Source organism: Streptomyces sp. NPDC001858 (genome assembly GCF_053594615.1).
Window position 1 is genome coordinate 1 of sequence record NZ_JBSFEV010000034.1, and the last position, 19,405, is coordinate 19,405.

Genomic DNA, 19,405 nt, shown 5'->3' on the forward strand with positions numbered 1-19,405 from the left:
TTCCCACTCGGCATCCGTCAGATCACCCCGCCCCATGCCACAGGAACGACTCGGGCAAGAAGCAGTCACATGATCGGCCGGACAAGTCCTAGGCGCTGATTGGGCGGCGGGGCTGGCCGCCGGGAAGAGCCAGGGGGATTCGGTCTGGGCGAGGACCGCGTGGCTACGACGGTCGGCGACTTGCTCCAGGGCCAGCTCGGCGATGGGCGGCTGGCGCCTCGTTAGGGGCGGCCAGCGACCGTTGGTGGATTCAGCGCGCGATCCGGTGCACCGCGAGCCGTCGGCAAGGAGCTTTGACTGTCCGCACCGATTCGATCAAGGTGCAGGGCGGTGCGAAAAGAGCGTCATCAGTACCGGGGTGTCGTGTCGCGCCACTTCGGTAGCCCGTCGCCGCTGTGGAGCCAGATCTCGCCGTCGTCGCCGACGTAGCCCTCGCAGTGAAGGTGTCCGTGGAATGAGTGGTCCGCGCCGATCTGCGCGGCCGCGTCCCGCAGCTAGCTGTCGCCCTCGGTGTGTGCGACACCTTGGGCGTTCATGCGGAAAAGGTTGTGTCGCGTCCTAGCGAACCCCCACGTTTTGGTCCAGTCTTCAGGACCGGATGTCCCGCGCGGTCATGTGGCGCGCACGGGGCGGGTCTCGGCACGGTCGACGGCGCGGTGGGGTGTGCCAGCCAAGTAGCAGTCGCCGGCGTGTATTTGGATCGGGGGCGGGGCTGTCCACGAGAGTTGCGACGGCGTGATCGCACTGGCCACCCGCAAGGTCATTGCACAACTGGCGGACTCATCTTGGAGGATGTGGTCGGGCAGGAGTGCTCTCGGGCAGTCGAGTTGCCGGGGCAGGGAGGATCCATGGGCGGGAACGATCCGCACATCCATGTTGAGGCGAATGTGGTCCACGGGGGTGCTGTTGTCCGGAACATGGTGGCATCCACGTTCGGTCTGGTGGGGGACCTCCCGAGTGTTGTCGCTACCGGATGTGGGCTGCGGGTGCCGTTTGTGATGACTTCTCCGCGTTCGGATCGGGTCACCTGCCTGGCCTGCCGTGAGCACGCGCGGCGCGAGCACCTGCGCTTCGCGGAGCAGATCGAACGCTTGAGCCGCATGCCTGGATCGACCATCAGCCCGGCCCAGGGGAAGCTGGCCGCAGACAAGCATCGCGACCTTGCGCAGGGGTTTGCTGACGCGGACGGCTGAGTCCGTGGCGGGGCCGACGGCAGTCTGGATCCGGCGGGCACCGCGGCTTGCGGCGCGAGCTCGTTCGGCGCGGCTGGTCCGGCATTCAGCCCACATGACCGGGGAAGCGTGTACTTGGTGCCGGTCGATGGCGCTGTGGGGAGTTCCTGCGCTGGTCCGCCGAGCACCATTGCGCTGAGCGCCGGTTTCAGGACCAGGCAGTCGTCTCGTTGTCCTTGCCCCGTCAACGGTCCCGAGCAGGTTCCACCACGTCCTCGGTGATCTGCCGGCCACCGCCATGGACCGGGGCGAAGGCGACTTCGACGAACCCACGTCCCGTCCGGCTCCGGTGCACGAAGACGACGTCCCCCTTGGCGGAGACGTCCCTGGTCTCGTCAAAGGCAACGGCTGCCGTATGCGCGGTCATGGCCTCGGGCGGGTTCCGGCGACCGACACCGGGGAATGACCAGCATCAACCGACGCAGCGGGGGTCACTTTTCACTCGTGATCGGCACGTGGGGACGCACCAAGACCAAGACCGCGCGACCGCCAACGCGCTAGGGGGAATCATGAACGACGAGACAGGTTCTGAGATGCGCAGGCTGCGCCGGATGTCCGTGCCCGGTCAGTCGTCCGAGTTGTCATGAGGGGGCCCGGGCCGGGCGGAGCGCCCCTCGACTCGCTCTTCGATCCACTCGCTGCGGATTCGGCACTGCCGGACGCGAGTCTGGGCGCGTTCCGCCTGCCGGAGGAGCTGTCCTTCGTGATTGCGGAGGGTGCCGGATCGCGGATCAGGACCACGCGTGGGCGGGAGCTCATCGACCTCGTGATGAGCTGCGGGCCGCTCGTCCTCGGGCATGCACATCCGCGTGTCGTCGAGGCCGTCGAGCGGCAGTTGCGCGACGGCACGACGTACTACTACCTCAACGCGCCGGCGGCCCGGCTGGCGCAGCGGATTGTTGAACTGGTTCTGTGCGCCGACGCGGTCAAGTTCTGCGCGTCGGGGAGCGATGCGACCTTCAGCGCGCTGCGGCTCGCCCGGCGCGCGACCGGTCGCGACATGATCCTCAAGTTCGACGGCGGATACCTGGGCTCGCACGACTACGGCCGGGCAGTCGAAGGGCCCGCCTCCGGAGGCATTCCGGCGGCGGTCGCGGCGGACGTGCTGCACGCCCCGTTCAACGACCTCGCCCAGGCCACCCGGCTGGCCGAGGCTCATCGGGACCGTCTCGCCGCGATCATCGTGGAGCCGGTGCAGCGCGCGATCGAACCCGCCCCTGGCTTCCTCGCCGGATTGCGCGCCGTGTGCGACAGGATCGGTGCCGTACTCGTCTTCGACGAGGTGGTGACGGGTTTCCGGCTTGCTCTCGGCGGCGCTCAGGCGCTGTACGGCGTGGTCCCGGACCTCTGCGCGCTCGGCAAGGCGCTCGGCGGCGGGCTTCCGATCGGCGCGGTCGCCGGCCGGCGGGAGCTGATCGAACTTGCCTCCGCCCGACCGATCGAGGCCGCCAGGTCGCACGAACCCGATGTCTACGTCAGCGGATCCACGCTCGGCAATCCCCTGTCGTGCGCGGCGGGGCTTGCCACGCTGCGCGTCCTGGAGGACGAGGACGGGATCAGCCGCATGGCCGAGTCGGGCCGCGCGCTGCGCGAGCGCCTGCTGGGCGTGGCGGCCGAGTTCGACGTCGCGCTGCAGGTGATCGGCCCGGGCGCATTCATCGAACCGGTCTTCGGCACCGGGCCCGTCGTCGATCAGAAGTCGTACGAGGAACAGGACCGGGTTGCGTCGCGCGCCTTCGGCCTCGAACTCATCCGAGCAGGGGTCTTCGCCTACCCCGGCTTCAAGATGTACCTGTCCACGGCCCATGACCAACGGGATCTCGACGAGGTCGCCGACCGCGCGCGGACGGCGATGCGGCGGGTGCGGGACCTCGGCCTTCTGCCGGGGCAGCCGTGAGAGGGCTGGAGCGGCATGCCCGTGCCGAACTGCCCGAGTACGCGCTGGCTGAAAGCGCGCGATACAACGCCCGCCCCAGCTGGGCATCCCAGCGGGGGGGGGGAGAGCTTCTCGCCTACGGTGCTGGCGCGATATTCGGTGGTGGAGGTGATGTCAGAGGGAGGGGCTACCGTACGTTTCCGTGGACGCTGCTGATCTTGACTATCGGGCTCGGACGCAGTCGGGTTGCATCCCGCCGCATCTGGTTTCCCGGCTTTTCGAACTCGGCCATGCCGAGGAGGTGGAGTATTGGGCCGGCCAGGGGGAGTGGTTCTGTGCGCGGGAGTGGGCGCAGCTGCTCGGTGAACAGGGCCGACAGGCTGAGGCGTTGAAGACACTCGCCCCGTATCTCGCCACGGGCTGGTGGACGGCCACCCGGACCACGGCGGAATTGTTGGAGAGCTGGGGGCGGGCCGACGAGGCGATCGTGCTGACCCGGGCTCGTATGGAGGCCGGGCATCCTCTCGCGCTGGAGTTTTATGCGCGCTTGCTCGCCCGGCACGGCCGAGGCGACGAGGCGTTCACTCTGCTGCGGCCACACATCGACGACTGGTTCCTCGCCGCGGCCCTGGTTGATGTCGCGGAGGGAGCCGGCCGCGACGAGGAGGCCGCAGGGCTGCTCGCCGCCCGGATCCCGGATCAGCACCGTTGTGACTCTCCGTGGTGCTGTCGCGGGCTCGATCCGGACACGGCGATCGGCTTGCTCGCCACGATCCGCGAACGCCAGGGCTGCGTCGAGGAAGCCATTGCTCTGCTCCGCACCCGGGACGTCACCTCGGTCAACGGCCGCGACCAGCTGGCCGATCTGCTGGCCCGGCACGACCGGACCGGTGAGCTGCGCGCCTACACGGTGACCGAGGAGCTGGGGCACGCCGCGCAGCGCTTCGCGGAACTGTTGGAGGAACGCGGTGACGTGGCTGGCGCGATCGCCGTGTACCGGCAGGCCTGCGACTCATCCGTTCGACAGGGCAACATGACAGTGCAGCTCGCACGCCTCTTGGCGCGGCACAGCCGCAGTGATGAGGCGATTGAGGTGATGCGGGCCTTGGCCGATGCCCCTGGCGGGGCCGAGGACTGGTTCCTCCACGTGCTGTGCACCCTTTACGCCGACCAGGGCCGTCCCGAGGACGGGCTGGCCTGCCTCGACGCCCTCAAGGAACGCCGTGGCGAGGAGGAGTGGGACCTCTTCTGGATACGGCTTCCTCTGATGGCCGTCTGCGGCCGAGTTGACGAAGCGATCGAGCGTGCCCGGGCCCACCCCGAGGGCGGCACGTCGTACGCGGCGCCGCACATTGCCGAGCTGCTGGCCGGTGCCGGATGCACCGAGGAGGCTGTCGCGGTCCTGCGACCCCACGCGCCCGCAAACAGCCACGACCTGGCTAGGTACCTCATTGACCTCGGCCGCGTCGAAGAGGCCGTGGCCGTCCTGCGCCAGGACGAGCGCCGTCCGCCGCAGCCCGTGACGACCGCCGCTTGGAGTGAGGAAGCCCCCTTCTGATGGCCGTTGGTCGTTTGCCTGGGCAAGGCGGCGTTGAACGCGGGCCGCAAGTTCGTTCCGCTCGGGCGGAGCGGGAGTTGCGGACCCGGTTCAGTTCCGCGCCCGAGCCGGACAAGTACCCGCGAAGGTCGGCTGACAGCTGCAGACTCGCGCTTGACGGTCCTCCGCCGTCCGGACCGAGGACCGTCAAGCGCTGTTCCAGGGGACGTTCGGCGTGAGCATTTCGTCGATGCAACTGCGCAGCCCGCTGGTCGGGTCGACCGATGGGAACCATGGCACCCGCTGAAGCACCTCGCCGTGTCGGAGGGTGCCGGGGTCGGTCAGGAGGGTGCGGAGCTCGTCGGGGGCGGGGTCCGCGACCAGGCACAGCCATGCGAGGCCGGCGCCGATGCGGATGTCGGGCGGTTGGCCGGGGTCTGACCACAGGTCGCGGGCCCACGCGGGAGCGTGTTCATGCTGGTGTTCGCGGGCGAGTTGGGCGATCGCCAGGATCAGGCTCACCCGGACCACCGGATCGTTTTCCACTGGGAGCCTGTCGTGCAGGGCGGAGGAGACGCGTGACACCTCCTTCCTTGCCGCCGCCAGGACTAACGCGGTTGCGGAGCGGAGATCGGGATCGGGGTCGGGGAGAAGGGGGAGCAGGAGGTCCAGGTCGTCCGTGATGGCGTCGCGAGCGGCCTGAATCGTCCAGTCCACCGGGCATTCTGTGGTGCCCTCCATCAGCAACGGATCCTCGTCGACCTGGAGAAGGCCTTCACGTGATCCGTCCCCATGGTGCTGACATCGTCCGATCTCGGCGACCAGGCGAAGGGTTTCCGCGCGGAGCCCAGGGGCTCCGGTGGCCGCGATCCGGAGCAGGAACGGCACTGCCAGTGCTCCCACCGCGGTTGTGCTGCCCTGATGGTGGAGAGCTGTCCACAGCTGCCGCAAGGCCTTGCTGGCGGCTTCGGCGGCTTCGGCGGCTTCAGCGGCTTCGGAGGCGAGCGCCGCGAGGAGTCCGGGGATCTCCTCGCCAGGGCCGTAGAAATGCGGAAACCGCTGCCAAGGGATCTCGTCGTACTTGAACCCGTCCTTGACCTCTCGCGGGATCGCACTCACGACCGTACGCATGTCGCACTCCGTGCCTGCCCAGGGCTCGGGCCACCTGGACCAACGGTCGTCCTCCATAGCCTGGCCTTCAGGCATCACAGCCCTCTCCACTCCACTTGCAGGTCCCACAAGCTGTGAACACGTTCGTCAGCCGAGGGGCCAGCCCCGCAGCGCGTAGCTTGGGTACGTCGCCCGGTCGATCGGCGCCCCCGAGCCCTCGACAGCCGTCGCCCGTCGGCAGTCGGCCGTCGGCGCGAACCCCCCGGGAGTTTAACGACCGGTGATCAGGAGTGCGGTTTGTGCGGGGCGGCAAAGGACGACCGGCCTACGGCTGCTGACCGGTGGATTTGGGAGTGGGCGCGAGTCCTTGCGTCGTCGGGCGTGGTGCGGTCATGTCGAGGAGGAGCAGGGCGTCGTGGTCGGGGGTGCCGGGTTCGGCGGTGTAGACGCCGATGCGCTGGCCGGGGGTGCCTTCGATGTGCAGGGACTGGGAAGTGAGGGTGAGCGTGCCGACCTGAGGGTGGTGGAACGTCTTGTGCGCGGGTTTGCGTCCGGTCACTTCGTAGCGCTCCCAGAGACCGGCGAACTCGGGGCTTTTCAGGAGGAGTTCGCCGACGAGGTTGGTCAGATCGGGGGCGTCGGGGGCGGTGCCGGCGATAGCGCGCAGGCGGGCGACGCACGCGGTGATCTGCCGGCCCCAGTCTTGGAAGAGGTCGCGGGCCGCAGGGTGCAGGAACAGGTAACGGGCGAGGTTGCGCTGTTTGACGGTCCAGTCGTCCAGGCCCGCGTACAGGGCGAGGCCGCCAGGATTCCAGGCCAGCATGTCCATGCTGCGGCTGATGACGTACGCGGGGTTCGGGCGGAGCGATTCCAGCAGGAGCCTGAGGTGGGGCTGCACGGCACGGCTGGGAGCGGGCGGCGGCTCGGGGACGTAGCGGGCGGCGCGGGCGGCGAGCTCGCGCAGGTGCTGGTGTTCCTGGTCGTCCATGTGCAGGGCGCGGGCGAGGGAGTCGAGGACGGCGGGGCTGGGGCGGGTCTCTTTGCCGCGTTCCAGACGTACGTAGTAGTCGATGCTGATGCCGGCGAGGGTGGCCAGCTCCTCGCGGCGCAGCCCGGGGGTGCGGCGGATACCGGCGCCGACGGTGAGGCCGACGTGTTCGGGGCTGGTCTGGGTGCGGCGGGCGCGCAGGTAGCGGCCCAGCTCGGCGCCCTCGCAGTGCGCGCTCTCGGATGCCATGTCTCCAGTCTCACCCGCCTACGACCTGCCGTGCAGGTCAGAGGGGAGCCCTGTCATTACCCCTGAAGAGCCCGCCCTGCCACACCGACGCAATCCGGGCGACGGTGAATGGACGAGAGAGAGGGCGAAATGCGCTACATCAAACTGCGTGACCTGGAGGTTTCCCGGATCGGTGTCGGTGCGATGGGCATGTCCCACGGCTACACCGGCTCCGGCACCGATGAGGCGGAGTCGATCAGGACCGTGCACCGGGCGCTGGAGCTGGGTGTCACGCTCATCGACACCGCCGAGATCTACGGCCCGTACACCAACGAGGAACTGCTCGGGAAGGCGCTGAAAGGCCGACGCGACCAAGTGGTGCTGGCCACGAAGTTCGGATTGGTCTCCCATGGCGGTGCCGGCGCGTGGAACCTGGACTCGGGCCCGGCCAACATCCGCACCGCCGTCGAGGGATCCCTGCAGCGGCTGGGCACCGATCACATCGACCTCTACTACCAGCACCGGGTGGATCCGAACACGCCGATCGAGGAGACCGCTGATGCCGTCGGCGAGCTGATCGCCGCGGGCAAGGTGGCGCCTTCGGCCTCTCTGAGGCCGGCCCTGACACGATCCGCCGCGCGCACGCCGTCCAGCCGGTGACCGCGGTGCAGTCGGAGTACTCGCTGTGGACGCGCGGCATCGAGGACCGTGTCCTGCCGGTGCTGCGGGAGCTGAACATCGGACTGGTGCCGTTCTCCCCACTGGGACGCGGCTTCCTGACGGGCACCGTCCGCTCCACCGACCAGTTCGACGCCACAGACTTCCGGCGTGACAACCCGCGCTTCACCGGCGAGAACTTCCGGCGCAACCTGGCGATCGTCGACGAGGTGCAGGCCTTGGCCGCCGAGGTCGGCGCCACGCCCGCGCAGGTGGCCCTGGCGTGGCTGCTCGCCCAGGGCGACGACATCGCCCCGATCCCCGGCACCAAGCGCGTCGGCCGTGTCGAGGAGAACAGCGCCGCCGACGCCGTCACCCTTACCCGGGAACAGCTCGACAGGCTCAGCAGCCTGCCGCCCGCCGCCGGAGACACCCACACCGAGGCCCAGGCGCAGATGCTCGAACGCTGATCGTCCGCGCCGCGTGGCGCGACTCCGTACGCGAATGCTGATCGTCCGCGCCGCCCGGCCCGACCCCGTACGCGAATGCTGATCGTCCACGCCGCCCTGCCCGACCCCGTACTCGCATGCTGATCGACGACGCCGCCCGGGCGCGACCCCGCAGCAGTACCTCGCACGACCCCGTTTGGAGGAGTACCGCTCATGCGTGCAGCAGTGATGTACGGAGCCGGAGACGTCCGCGTCGACGACCGGCCCGATCCCGAGATCGTCGAGCCGACCGACGCCGTGGTGCGCACGCTGGCCGCGTGCGTGTGCGGCAGCGACCTGTGGCCCTATCAGTCGATGCCCGCCACCGGCACCGGTCGCCCCATGGGCCATGAGTTCCTCGGCGTCATCGAGGAGATCGGCGCCGACGTGAGGCGCCTGACGGTCGGCGACCTGGTCGTCGCCCCGTTCACCTACAGCGACAACACCTGCGACTACTGCGCCAAGGGCCTGCACATCTCGTGCCGCGACGGCGGCCGGTACGGCTTCGACGGCGTCGACGGCGGACAGGGCGAAGCGGTCCGCGTCCCGCACGCCGACGGCACCCTGGTCAAGCTGCCGGTGGCCGCCGACTCCGCGCTGCTGCCGTCCTTGCTGACACTGTCGGACGTGATGACCACCGGCCACCACGGCGCGGTCACCGCCGACGTCGGCCGCGGCGACGCGGTGCTGGTCGTCGGCGACGGCGCGGTCGGCCTGTGCGCCGTGATCGCCGCCAGGCGGCTGGGCGCCGAGCGGATCGTGCTCGCCGGCCGCCACGAGGACCGCACCGCGCTCGGCCGCGAGTTCGGCGCCACCGACATCGTCGCCGAGCGTGACGAGGAGGGCATCGCCCGCATCCGCGAGCTGACCGGCGGAGTGGACAAGGTGATCGAGGCCGTCGGCACCCGCCAGGCCCTGGACACCGCCCTCGGCGCGGTCCTGGACGGCGGCACCATCAGCCGACTGGGCGTCCCCCAGTACGAGCAGGGGCCGATCGGGCCGGCCGCGTTCATGCGCAACATCACCCTGACCGGCGGGGCCAGTCCGGCCCGCGCGTACATCGAGCAACTGCTGCCCGACTTGCTGGACGGCACCATCACCCCCGGCCGCGTCTTCGACCAGAGCTTCCCCCTGGAGCGGACGCCGGACGCCTACCGGGCCATGGCCGACCGCCGGGTCCTCAAGGCCCTCATCACCCCCTGACCGCCCGCACCCGCCTCCACCCTCAGCAAAGGAACATCCGCCCATGAACATGCACTACGCGACCTTGAACAACGGCGTAAAGATGCCGCTCCTCGGCTTCGGCGTCTACCAGATCCCGGCCGACGACACCGAACGCGCCGTGTCCGACGCGCTGGCCGCCGGCTACCGCCTGCTGGACACCGCTGCCGCCTACGGCAACGAAGAGGCCGTGGGCCGCGCCATCAAGTCCAGCGGCATCCCGCGCGAGGACCTGTTCGTCACCACCAAGCTGTGGGTCCAGAACGCCCCGGCCGAGACCACCACGCGCCGTGCCTTCGAGACGTCGCTCGACAAGCTGGGCCTGGACCACCTCGACCTGTACCTGATGCACCAGCCCTTGGGCGACGTCTATGGCCAGTGGCGGGCCATGGAGAACCTCCAACGCGAGGGCCTGGCCAAGGCGATCGGCGTCGCCAACTTCTACCCCGACCGGCTGCTCGACCTGATCGTCAACAACGAGATCACCCCGGCGGTCAACCAGATCGAGACCCACCCGTTCTTCCAACGCGGCGGCTATCAGGCCCTGATGCGCGAGCACGGGGTGCAGATCCAGTCCTGGGGAGGCTTCGCCGAGGGCAAGAACGACCTGTTCACCAACCCCCTGCTGGCCGAGATCGGCAAGGAGCACGGCAAGTCGGTGGCGCAGGTGGTCCTGCGCTGGCTGACCCAGCGTGGAGTCATCGCCATCCCCAAGTCGGTGCGGCCCGCGCGGATGGCGGAGAACATCGACGTCTTCGACTTCCAGCTCACCGAGCAGCAGATGGCGCAGATCGCCACCCTGGACACCGGCAGCTCGCTGTTCTTCGACCACCACGACCCGGAGATAGTCACCTGGCTCGCCAAGCGCCGCCTCGAAGCATGACCGCCCTGCACGGCACGGCCCTGCACGGCACCGCCCTGCCTTGCTCAGCCCCGCCGCGCCCCGTCATGACGACGCACCCTGCACGCAAGATGAGCAGTTTCCTCCGATGCGACGAACATCTGCGGCGTACATCGCATCGAGGCCGCCGATCCATCAAGGGCCGATCACCTGTTGACAATCATGCTCCGCAGTCCCTTCTTCAGGAAGCCTGGAAGCGGTCCCCCATGATTGACTCAACACGGGCAAAGAGCTGGGCTGACAGATGTACCCGGGCTTCCATGACCCTGCGCACCAGCACTTCCAGTTGATCCAATTCTGCTGCTGTGGGCTGCACGCTGAGGAGTGCGCACTTGCGTATTTCCTTATGTGCCTCCGCGAGGGCGTTGAGAAATAGGTCCGTACCTTGATCGTCTGGTCCCGGCGATCGGGGCGCACCGCGGCGGCCAACCGAACCCGTCCCGGTAACCCATAGCCCGTCATGTATGGCTGCGTTTAACGCGTCGATGGCTTCTCGCCGGGCTGGGTAGAATCTCTCGTCAAATTCATTCACCTCGGGGATGCGTCTGTATTTGAGGTTCTGCACCATCTGCATGAGTATTTCGACACAGGCGTCCATGGTGCTGCGCATCTGGACTACGCGCTCTAATTCGGCGATTCGACGGGCATCCCCATCTCGCTGTTTCTGATCACGGGCTCCTCTGCCGTGGAGGAGCAACGGACCGAATATGGCAGCTCCGCCGCCGATCAACGCGCCGCCTATCGCTCCGACAAGCCCATACCAGGCTCCGCTGTCCGCCATGGCATCCACTGTGCTCTTCGAACAGCCGTCGACACAATGAGGCGAGTCCCATCACGCCCAATGAGCTTATTCGAGCCCAGGGGTCTCGGACAGACCGTGCCGGGCTAGAAGCTGAAGGTACGTGTGGTCGGCGGTATCCGCTTGGCGGGCGGCTGGAGCGTGCACCGGCCGGCGGTGCGCTCGCGCAGGTACGCGTCAATGACCGGGATCGGCGCCCCTGACGCGAAGTATGGGTTGAGGACGATCGGCGTTCCGTAGTAGATCAGATGAAGGGCGGCAGCCAGCTGCTCCGGCGAGTGCTCGTCGATTTCCGCCGTACGGATCAGGTCGCGAAGTTCGGCCTTCGCCCGATGTGTTTCGAGGGGCCACTCGCGATGGACGAAGGGCGGAAGGGGATCGATGCCGTCAATGATCGGAGAGTAAAGGCACCAGAAGAAACCGGTGTTGTCGGTGCCTTGCCGGTATCGGCTCTCCAGCATCGGCAACCAATCGACGTGCAGCGGGAAACTGCCGGTGTATGCAGGGCTGTAGTCCAGGCCGGAACTGGTCAGACGCATCGCGGGAAGGGGACGCTCACGCCAACGCGACCACCTGACGATCCCTGCGATATGCCGCTCTGCAAGCCACAGTGCCGGCAGACCGACCGCGACCGCTGCGGCCACCCCTGCATACAGCACCGTCCCGGTGTGATCGCGTAGCAGCAGCGCGCTGGTCCACCCGTCGCCGACGACGAGCGCGAGGAACACCACGGCGCCCAACACATGCGGCCGGACGCCCCCGGCGGTGACGAACAGGACCAGTTCGAGGTCCTCGGCGCGAGGTGGTCCGGTGGAGGCCGGCTCGTCGTCTGCCATGGCTCGATGATGACAGCAACTGCCCTACCAGGTATGGGCGTTGGCTCTCCTATGGCCCTTCCCATCGCGGCGCGTGTACAGGCCGTGACCAATGGGGTCGTGTCCCGCGTCGTGGTACGGCTGAGCGTCGTCGCCCAGGGTTTCGCCGGTGCGGCGTCTGGCGTGGTCAATGGGGTGGCGAACCTGATCGGAGAGCTGCAGGTAAGATCCGCGAGCGTTGTTGGCTCATTCGGGCTGGCTGAGCCCCGAGTGTGGGGGTGGGGGGATCTTCGGATGACGTTCCGACTGCGCGCTGTCCGCGCGCTCGTGCTGCTGGCCGGCTTCTATCTGATGGGCTTCGTGCTGTTGGCAGCCATGGCCGCGCTCGACTGGCTGCTGGTGACACGGCTGTTCACCGCGCGGGCGGCCTGGTTCGAAGGCATGGTCGTGACGGTCACCGTTCTCCTGGCGGCGGCGATTCTGCGGGGCATGCTCGCCTTCTTGCGGGCAGGACGGCTGGGCCCGGTGCCGCACGCAGTGGCGGTCACGCCGCAGGACCAGCCCGAGCTGTGGGAACAGGTGCGCGCCGCCGCCGAGGTGACGGGGGAGCGTCCGCCGGACGAGCTCTACCTCGTCGCCGAGGTCAACGCAGCCGTCGCCGAACAGAGCCGCCTGCTGGGACTGCTGCCCGGACGGCGTCGCATGCTCCTGGGCCTGCCGCTGCTCGCCGGGATGACCGTGCCGCAACTGCGCGCCGTCCTCGCCCACGAGTTCGGGCACTACGGCAACCTCGACACGCGGCTGGGCGGGGTCACGATGCGTGGCCGGGAAGCGGTACTGCACACGGTGGAGGTTTTCCGCGAGGGCAGCACTCAGCTGCACTACGCGATCGGCACCCTGTACGTCGCCTACGCCCGGATGTTCCTGCGGACCTCGCAGTCCGTGGCCCGCCACCAGGAGCTCGCCGCCGACCAACTGGCCGCCCGTCACGCGGGCCGCGACGCGACGGCCGCTGCGCTGCGCACGCTTCCGGTACTCACCGCCGCGCACACCCACTACCTGGAGACGTACGCCGGGATGGGTGCGCAGCTGGGAGCACTGCCGCCTGTGGGCGAGGTGCACGGCGGGTTCCAGCGGCTGCTCGCCGCCCGGACGGGGGAGTGGTTCGCTGCGCTCTCCGCCGGGCAGCGTCCGCCGCGGCCGCACCAGTACGACTCGCACCCGCCGACGGCCGAACGAATCGCCCTGATCGAGAAGCTGCCCGCGGAGGATCGAGCCGACGGGCCGGACGATGAGCCGGCCGCGCTCACGCTGCTCCACGACCCGGACCGGGTGTTCGCCGCGCTGGAGGCGCGCACGCTGGCGCCGGAGGCGGCACGGCTGCGGCGTATGAGCTGGGACGACCTCGTCATGGCCCGCGCGCTCGCCGACGCCGAGGACTGGTCCCGGCCGCTGAGGGTCGCCCTGGCCAGGGCGCTGCGCGCATCGGCGCAGGGCGCTGACAGCCCGGTGCCCGTACGCCGAGATGCCACGGCCGGACCAGTGGCGAACGACCAGTTGCCCGGCTTGGAGGAGATACTCGACGCGTTCGACCGCGGCCTGCTGTGGATGGAGGTCGCCGACCGCATGCCCAAGCCGCATCAGGCGGCACGACTGATCGGGCCGTCCGCCCGCAACTTCATCCGGCCCAAGATCTTCGACGGGCTCGCGGGCATGGTCCACCTGCGCCTCGCCGAGGCCGGACTCGCCATCCCGGACATCGCGTGGTCGGGGCAGCCCGGACTCGTCTTGCCCGAGGCGTGGGAGAAGGGCATGGACGACGCCCTTGACGCGGCCGTCGCCGACACGCCCGACACGGCCCTCCTGCGCGCCCTGATGTCGCCGTCGCCCTGATGGCCGGCCCTCCCGACGGCCGACGCTCACCGACGTTCTCGATCACGAGCCAGATCAAGGGAAGATCTGGGGAGAGGACGACGAGGGCGCGGTGTGGCACGCGGCCATCGACCTCTTCCTCCTCAACACGGGCAACGCCTATGACGCCCTCGCCTGTCTTTTCGGCGTCCGCAACTCCTTCGGTTTCCGGCCGCTGACCGAGGACCGCGGTCTGCCGGAGGATGCCTCGGACGGACTGCGGAACGCGTTGAGCGCGTGGGGCGGGCCACAGGACGTGCTCGGAACGACGTGGATCAGCTGGGCCGAGTTGGCAGCCGCCAACTGGGACGAGACAGACCGGTCCGGCACGCGCAGCCGAAACATGGTCGCCGGGGCGGGGACCCACTGGGCGCCGGTCTGGGACGTGATGCGGACGCTTGGCGAACTGCATGGTCCAGGGCACGTGCGACTCGTGGTCTGGTTCGACTGATCTTCGACTGATCCCGGAACTGGTAGCTCAACAGCTCAGTTGGCCGGCGCTGCGCCCGCGGTGAAGCTCCTCCCGCTCCTCCGAGCTCCTGCTCGTGGTCCGTGGCCGCGTCCCAGGTCGGCAGGGCTGTCCCGGTTGCGGTCGTGACCTGAAGAACATGGCATCCCATGAGCTGAACGGCAGCGAGCAGGCGCCGGCGAACCTGTTCCGTGTCTTCGGGCGGGTAGCCGATCCGGATCTGATGAGGGCGAGATGCATCGTAGGTGAGCAGCCAGTCGGTATCGACGGTCGCGAAGTGGTCCTGTCCCATTTCGTCGTGCTCCGACCGCCACGTGCCCCGGTCCGTGGTGGGAGCCAGTGATTCGCGGAGGAGACGCAGGCGCTCGGGGTGGGAGAAGGGGCTCTCGGACAGCCAGAGGCACCGGTTGATACGAGGACGGAAGGCGTTGAACCACGGCGCCAGGTCCGGCTCCAAGTCTGGGAGCAAGCGGGAGCTGATGTGTCCGCCGGCCCAGCGCTCGATGAACCCGGCCGCGCCAAGAGGATGAGTCTCGTACTGGCCCCCTCCGCTCCACACCACGACGTGCCATGTCTCGGGCGGACCGACGGCGAGCCAGCACAGCCGGTCGGCGTCCACCGTGGAGCCCCACACGAGCAGCCCGCCTGGTGCGGGGTGCAGCGGATACGGGTAGCTTTCCCAGTCCCGCTCAGGCGATCCCGTCAGGCGTCTGCTCTGCCACTCGATGCCGTTGTACTCGCTTGTGCCGAACGGGGTCCGAAGGTAGAGGAAGTCGCAGAACTCTCCCCAACCGTAGGTACTGGCCAGCCACTTGTAGTCGTCGGGCAGCCGAGCGCCGAGTGCGGTCTCGACAGCGGTCCAGTCCCCGCGGGCGTCGATGGGTGTGGTCGGCGGCGTCATGAGTCGCGCCAGGCCGGTGTGCCCGGTCATGGCGGGTCACGCAGAACGAGCGCCTTGGCGAAAGGCCTGCCGGTGCGACGCGCGTATGCCATCCGCTCCCGTACCTCGCGCAGGGTGCGAGGCCGGTAGCCGGGTCCGCCGCAGCAGCTCTTGTGGAAACGCACGCCCGCGTTCAGCAGCACCGTGAGTGTCCGCCACGCCGCGGTGTCCCGCCGTCGGGGTGTGGCGAAGGCCGACCCCACATGGATCAGGGGTTCCGCGCACCGCGGGCAGATCCGCCGTTGATCCCCGCCGTGAGACTGCTTGTACGAGGCCCGGCAAGGCAGGCAGACGTACGAGGTTTTCGCATGAGCCATGTCCCCACAGTAGGTGTCACCCGCGAGGAGATCGACCTGATTACAGGGCCGCAGCAAGTACTTGCACGCTCCCCGAGTACGGGCGAGGAGAGGCCGGCCGCAAAGGCCGAGGCCGTTGCCCTTTGCATCCTGGAGTGGTGAGAGAACCTCCCAACTGCGTTGCGCCCTCGCCCAGTTCCTACGGCAAGCCAGTGCTGACTACGAGATCTGCGTTTATGGGTTGGATTGAGGGTAGTTCTGCCAAACTGGCCCGAGGGGACGGCAACGGGGGGAAGCATGACGAGTGTTGTCCTGGTTCATGGAACCGGTGTCCGCGACGACGGCTATGCGTCGCTCTTCGAGCGGGTATCCGTACAGCTTGCGCAGCTGAATCGCGATCTGGAGCTGGTGCGCTGTTACTGGGGGGAAGAGCACGGAGCCCGGCTTCATCGAAACGGTGCTTCGCTGCCGCCCCGGCCCGGTGAAGCCGATGCCGGTGATGCTGGTGATGCCGGCGATGCCGACGCACCGGATCCGCCCGCCGAGGAACTGCGACTGGCCTCTTGGGCTCTGTTGGACGCCGATCCGTTTGCCGAACTGCGTCTCCTGGCTCTGGAGGACGACCGCAGCGCCGAGAGGTACGTGCCCTGGGATCAGGAGCCGCCGGCCGAGGATCTGTGCCCGCGCCTCGAGGCACTGGGCGACGACCCCGCCGTACGTGAGGCAGCCGCCGCTCACGGGCTGCTCGTCGACGAGGTCGCCGACGCGTCCCGGGCAGTCTGCGACGTCCTGCAGAGCAGTCTGCGGGACACCACGTCACCGCTGTCCACGGTGCGCCAGGTCACCGCGCGTGCCGTGGTCGCGGCAGCGCTCGCCGCAGCGGACCAGCGATGGGACTCCGCAGGAGCGAGTTTCGACGGAAACGCCGTGGACGCTCTGCTCGACGTGGTGCTGACGGCGCTGGGCGAGCCGGGCGCGGCGCTAGGCGTCGTCTCCGACGTCACCCGTCCGGTCTGGCTGCCGTTCTGGCGCAGCGCGGAGTGGACGGCCTCCTGGCGGGTGCGGCGACGCCGGTCGCACCTGAGCAGCCAGGCCGCGCCGCCCATCGGTGACATCCTCCGCTACCAGGCCCGGGGCGAAGGCCTTCGCCGGCACATCTCCGACGTTCTGCGGACGGTGCAACCGCCCGTGGTGATCCTCGCCCACAGCCTCGGCGGCGTGGCCTGTGTCGATCTGCTGGCCACCGAGAACCATCGGGACCGGGTCAAGGCCTTGGTGACGGTGGGCTCCCAGGCGCCTTTCCTGTACGAGCTGGACGCCTTGCACTCCCTGCCCTTCGGCGCCCCGTTGCCCCCCTCCTTCCCGCAGCGGTGGATCAACGTCTACGACCCGCGCGACCCACTCGCCTACGTCGGCAGCGAGGTCTTCGGAAAGGACAAGGTCACGGACGTCGCGTTCAACACCCGTCGCCCACTGCTGCGTGCGCACTCCGCCTATTGGGATCACGCACCGATGTACAGGTGGCTCGACAGAGAGCTCTTCGATGACGCACGCGATTGATCCACGGCGCACCCAAGCGCTGGTCGTCGCTGTCGAGGCGTACGAGGACGACAGGTGGGAGGTCCCGGGGCCGTACGCGGACGCCTGCGCGTTCATCTCCTGGCTCATCGACTGTGGAGTGCCCGCGGCGAACGTCACACTCTTCGCCTCCCCGCTCGCTTCCAGCCTGCCGGGGCCGCAGGACGAGCCCGTCCTCCCCGCGGGCCTCCTGCCGCAGGAGGCGTGTTCCGCCGCCGTCTCGCGCCACTTCCAAGAGGGCATGAGACAGCTGGAAGCCGACCTGCTGTGGGTCTTCTGGTCCGGTCACGGCCTGATCGACAGCAGCGGCAGTCATGTGCTGGTGCTGTCCGACAGTACGGCGGACACCAAGCGGGTCGTGGACGTGGACGCTCTTCAACTCGCCCTGCAGTCCACCAGGCTGGGAGCACGCAACGGCAGGGGGGTGCCGAAGGTCGCCGTCGCCATCAACGCCTGCCAGAACCAGCCGCGGGAGGACTGGATCAGCAAGGTCGAGGTGGGCGTCCGGCACAGCTATGTCACCGAGCGCGGGCTGTTCGTCATGCATGCGTGCAGCACGGGCCAGTGGGCACGCGTCGCCCTCAGCGGGCCGCAGGCCCGCGGCGAGGCCGCCAGTCTCTTCCCGCGGGCCCTGCTGCGGTTCCTCGACGACGGCACCGACGACGTCCTGCCGGACCTCCATCAGGTCAGCGACCGAGTGGACGCCGAGTTCGACAACCTGCGCAAGCAGCGGCTGACCCGGCAGAAGCCGAGCCTGCTACGGCGGAACTGGGAGGGCCGGACCAGCGCCAGCGGCGAGTTCTTCGTACCGCCGACAGCCGAAGAGAAGCGCCTTGCCACGCTCCTCGACGCGGTGCTGTCCGACAAAGCAGCCGACGAAGCAGCCGCAGGAGCAGCTGACGAAGCAGCCCGCGAGGCCTGCGCGGCACAGTTCAGGAAGCGCGTCCCCGCCGTGGTGCAGGTGAGCGTCGGAGCGTCTGCGCCTACCGCCCAGCAGATCGTCGACGCCGCGGCCCGGACACCGCACGGTGTACCGACCCTGGTCGATCTGGTGGAGGTCCTGGCGCAGGGGCATGCTGCCCCGCACACCCCGCGTACCCTGCATGCCCCGCACGCTCCGCACGCCCTGCGCGCTCTGCGGAAGGCGGCATGGGAACTGCGCCCCAACGAGTTCCTGACGATCGAGGAGCACTCCAAGCTCGTCGATCTCCTGTCCGCCCCGGAACTGCCCGACCCGCGCGTCGCGGTGCTGTACGACAGAAGACTGCGCCATCACGCCGCGGCGGCACGGGACACGGACACGCTGCTGCGCTCCATGGAAGCCGCGGGGTGCCGCAGAGACACCGGATCGATACCGCCGCTCTTCCGCTTCACCTCGCTCATGGCGGCCGAAGCAGAGGCACAGGCGGGCAGCGACGGAGGTCTCGTCGAGTGGGCCGCACGCGTGGCGCGCCGGACGGGACATGCGGGAGCCGTCGCCGCGCGGCTCGCCACGGCACGGCAGGAAGCGGTTCGCCGACGTGGTGACAAGGCATGGCTGCTGGTCCGCGTCGCCGTCGATGACCCGGAGGCCCGGCCGGGGTGCGCCCGTTACAGCTTCTCCGCCTGGCTCGTCGATCCCGTCAACCGACAACCGCAGGCCCTGCACCACGACGCCGGGGCGACGTTCTCCACCTGGCGCCACACGCAGCTCGCACTGGCGGAACTGATCGAGCCATTGATCGACATGCGGCGCGAGGACACGGCGGGGCAGGTCGATCTCGGCGTGGAGTTCTTCCTGCCGCAAAGCCAACTGGAACTTCAGGTGGAGCGCGTCCCCGTCTCCCATCGCGGGGTGGACAACATCCTTCTGGGACAGGTCGCCACGGTCGTCGTTCGATGCGCCGGCCGACGCGCGGCCTGGCACGACAGATGGGACGCCTGCCATGAGGACCCGGCACCCGGCGATCACCACTGGCTCCGTCGGGACGCGGGTGATCTGGCGGGCCTCAAGGCCGCACTCGACGAACAGCCGAAGGTCGCGTGCGTCGAACTCCGCGGAGCCTGTGCGGAGTTCACCTCGGCGCTCGCGTACTGCGCCGAGTCAGGAGTTCCCGTCATGACGTGGCACCGCAAGATCAACGGCACACGGCACGACGACGACCGTGCCGACCTGCGGGCCGCCGTCCATCCCCGCGATCTGCCCGACGAGGTCCGACAACTACGCGGTGAGGCCGACGAATCGCCAGGGCCCGGCACGAGCCAGCTGGTTCTCCTGTGGGACGACCCCGGCCGGCTGCCTCCACGCATCCGCACCACCGCGCCCGGAAGGACCTGATGCATGACCGGCACCGATTCCTCCGACGGGCTCTTCGGCCAA

Annotated in this window: 14 protein-coding genes and 2 pseudogenes; 10 read left to right on the forward strand and 6 right to left on the reverse strand. The window is 68.9% G+C overall.

Features of this window, described 5'->3' with window-relative positions:
* Nucleotides 1-848: 848 nt before the first annotated feature.
* The 3 genes from ACWCPF_RS34505 (at nucleotide 849) to ACWCPF_RS34515 (ending at nucleotide 4,666) form a co-directional block, all read left to right on the forward strand.
* On the forward strand, nucleotides 849-1,193 hold the full coding sequence (locus tag ACWCPF_RS34505) for a hypothetical protein (RefSeq protein WP_451049043.1): 345 nt from the start codon (nucleotides 849-851) through the stop codon (nucleotides 1,191-1,193).
* Nucleotides 1,194-1,935: 742 nt separating this feature from the next.
* Nucleotides 1,936-3,129, forward strand: coding sequence for an aspartate aminotransferase family protein (locus ACWCPF_RS34510; protein WP_451049044.1), 1,194 nt, complete (start codon nucleotides 1,936-1,938; stop codon nucleotides 3,127-3,129).
* 181 nt (nucleotides 3,130-3,310) lie between these two features.
* Nucleotides 3,311-4,666: a tetratricopeptide repeat protein gene (locus tag ACWCPF_RS34515; RefSeq protein ID WP_451049045.1), complete on the forward strand. Its 1,356-nt coding sequence runs from the start codon at nucleotides 3,311-3,313 to the stop codon at nucleotides 4,664-4,666.
* A gap of 186 nt (nucleotides 4,667-4,852) precedes the next feature.
* Here ACWCPF_RS34515 and ACWCPF_RS34520 read toward each other — a convergent pair whose 3' ends face one another.
* Both ACWCPF_RS34520 and ACWCPF_RS34525 read right to left on the reverse strand, forming a co-directional pair.
* Nucleotides 4,853-5,776, reverse strand: coding sequence for a hypothetical protein (locus ACWCPF_RS34520; protein WP_451049046.1), 924 nt, complete (start codon nucleotides 5,774-5,776; stop codon nucleotides 4,853-4,855).
* A 304-nt stretch (nucleotides 5,777-6,080) separates the two neighbouring features.
* Nucleotides 6,081-6,992 (reverse strand): helix-turn-helix transcriptional regulator, encoded by a 912-nt coding sequence (locus tag ACWCPF_RS34525; protein WP_451049047.1) that lies wholly within the window; start codon nucleotides 6,990-6,992, stop codon nucleotides 6,081-6,083.
* A gap of 129 nt (nucleotides 6,993-7,121) precedes the next feature.
* Between ACWCPF_RS34525 and ACWCPF_RS34530 the strand changes: the two are divergent.
* The 3 genes and pseudogenes from ACWCPF_RS34530 (at nucleotide 7,122) to ACWCPF_RS34540 (ending at nucleotide 10,220) form a co-directional block, all read left to right on the forward strand.
* A pseudogene (locus ACWCPF_RS34530) lies at nucleotides 7,122-8,098 on the forward strand (aldo/keto reductase).
* A gap of 192 nt (nucleotides 8,099-8,290) precedes the next feature.
* On the forward strand, nucleotides 8,291-9,319 hold the full coding sequence (locus ACWCPF_RS34535) for a zinc-binding dehydrogenase (protein WP_451049048.1): 1,029 nt from the start codon (nucleotides 8,291-8,293) through the stop codon (nucleotides 9,317-9,319).
* Between the two features lie 49 nt (nucleotides 9,320-9,368).
* Nucleotides 9,369-10,220: an aldo/keto reductase gene (locus tag ACWCPF_RS34540; protein ID WP_451049130.1), complete on the forward strand. Its 852-nt coding sequence runs from the start codon at nucleotides 9,369-9,371 to the stop codon at nucleotides 10,218-10,220.
* A 199-nt stretch (nucleotides 10,221-10,419) separates the two neighbouring features.
* Here the strand turns inward: ACWCPF_RS34540 and ACWCPF_RS34545 are convergent, their stop codons facing one another.
* Together ACWCPF_RS34545 and ACWCPF_RS34550 are read right to left on the reverse strand one after the other, a co-directional pair.
* Nucleotides 10,420-11,019 (reverse strand): hypothetical protein, encoded by a 600-nt coding sequence (locus ACWCPF_RS34545; RefSeq protein WP_451049049.1) that lies wholly within the window; start codon nucleotides 11,017-11,019, stop codon nucleotides 10,420-10,422.
* Nucleotides 11,020-11,123: 104 nt separating this feature from the next.
* Nucleotides 11,124-11,873 carry a hypothetical protein gene (locus ACWCPF_RS34550; RefSeq protein ID WP_451049050.1) on the reverse strand — a complete coding sequence of 250 codons (750 nt, stop codon included), beginning with the start codon at nucleotides 11,871-11,873 and terminating at the stop codon, nucleotides 11,124-11,126.
* A 273-nt stretch (nucleotides 11,874-12,146) separates the two neighbouring features.
* Between ACWCPF_RS34550 and ACWCPF_RS34555 the strand changes: the two genes are divergently transcribed.
* Together ACWCPF_RS34555 and ACWCPF_RS34560 are read left to right on the forward strand one after the other, a co-directional pair.
* Nucleotides 12,147-13,745 carry a M48 family metalloprotease gene (locus tag ACWCPF_RS34555; RefSeq protein ID WP_451049051.1) on the forward strand — a complete coding sequence of 533 codons (1,599 nt, stop codon included), beginning with the start codon at nucleotides 12,147-12,149 and terminating at the stop codon, nucleotides 13,743-13,745.
* A 91-nt stretch (nucleotides 13,746-13,836) separates the two neighbouring features.
* Nucleotides 13,837-14,214, forward strand: coding sequence for a hypothetical protein (locus tag ACWCPF_RS34560; protein ID WP_451049052.1), 378 nt, complete (start codon nucleotides 13,837-13,839; stop codon nucleotides 14,212-14,214).
* Between the two features lie 565 nt (nucleotides 14,215-14,779).
* On the opposite strand, the pseudogene ACWCPF_RS34565 reads toward ACWCPF_RS34560, so the two are convergent.
* Both ACWCPF_RS34565 and ACWCPF_RS34570 read right to left on the reverse strand, forming a co-directional pair.
* Nucleotides 14,780-15,163: pseudogene (locus ACWCPF_RS34565) on the reverse strand (SMI1/KNR4 family protein); the annotation flags it as partial.
* Nucleotides 15,160-15,489 (reverse strand): deoxyxylulose-5-phosphate synthase, encoded by a 330-nt coding sequence (locus tag ACWCPF_RS34570; RefSeq protein ID WP_451049053.1) that lies wholly within the window; start codon nucleotides 15,487-15,489, stop codon nucleotides 15,160-15,162. The gene ACWCPF_RS34570 and the pseudogene ACWCPF_RS34565, both read right to left, overlap by 4 nt.
* Nucleotides 15,490-16,041: 552 nt before the next feature.
* Between ACWCPF_RS34570 and ACWCPF_RS34575 the strand changes: the two genes are divergently transcribed.
* Together ACWCPF_RS34575 and ACWCPF_RS34580 are read left to right on the forward strand one after the other, a co-directional pair.
* Nucleotides 16,042-17,028, forward strand: coding sequence for a hypothetical protein (locus ACWCPF_RS34575; protein WP_451049054.1), 987 nt, complete (start codon nucleotides 16,042-16,044; stop codon nucleotides 17,026-17,028).
* A complete protein-coding gene (locus ACWCPF_RS34580) occupies nucleotides 17,012-19,363 on the forward strand; it encodes a VMAP-C domain-containing protein (protein ID WP_451049055.1) in 2,352 nt (783 codons plus the stop codon). Before ACWCPF_RS34575 ends, ACWCPF_RS34580 begins: the two co-directional genes overlap by 17 nt.
* Nucleotides 19,364-19,405 lie beyond the last annotated feature (42 nt).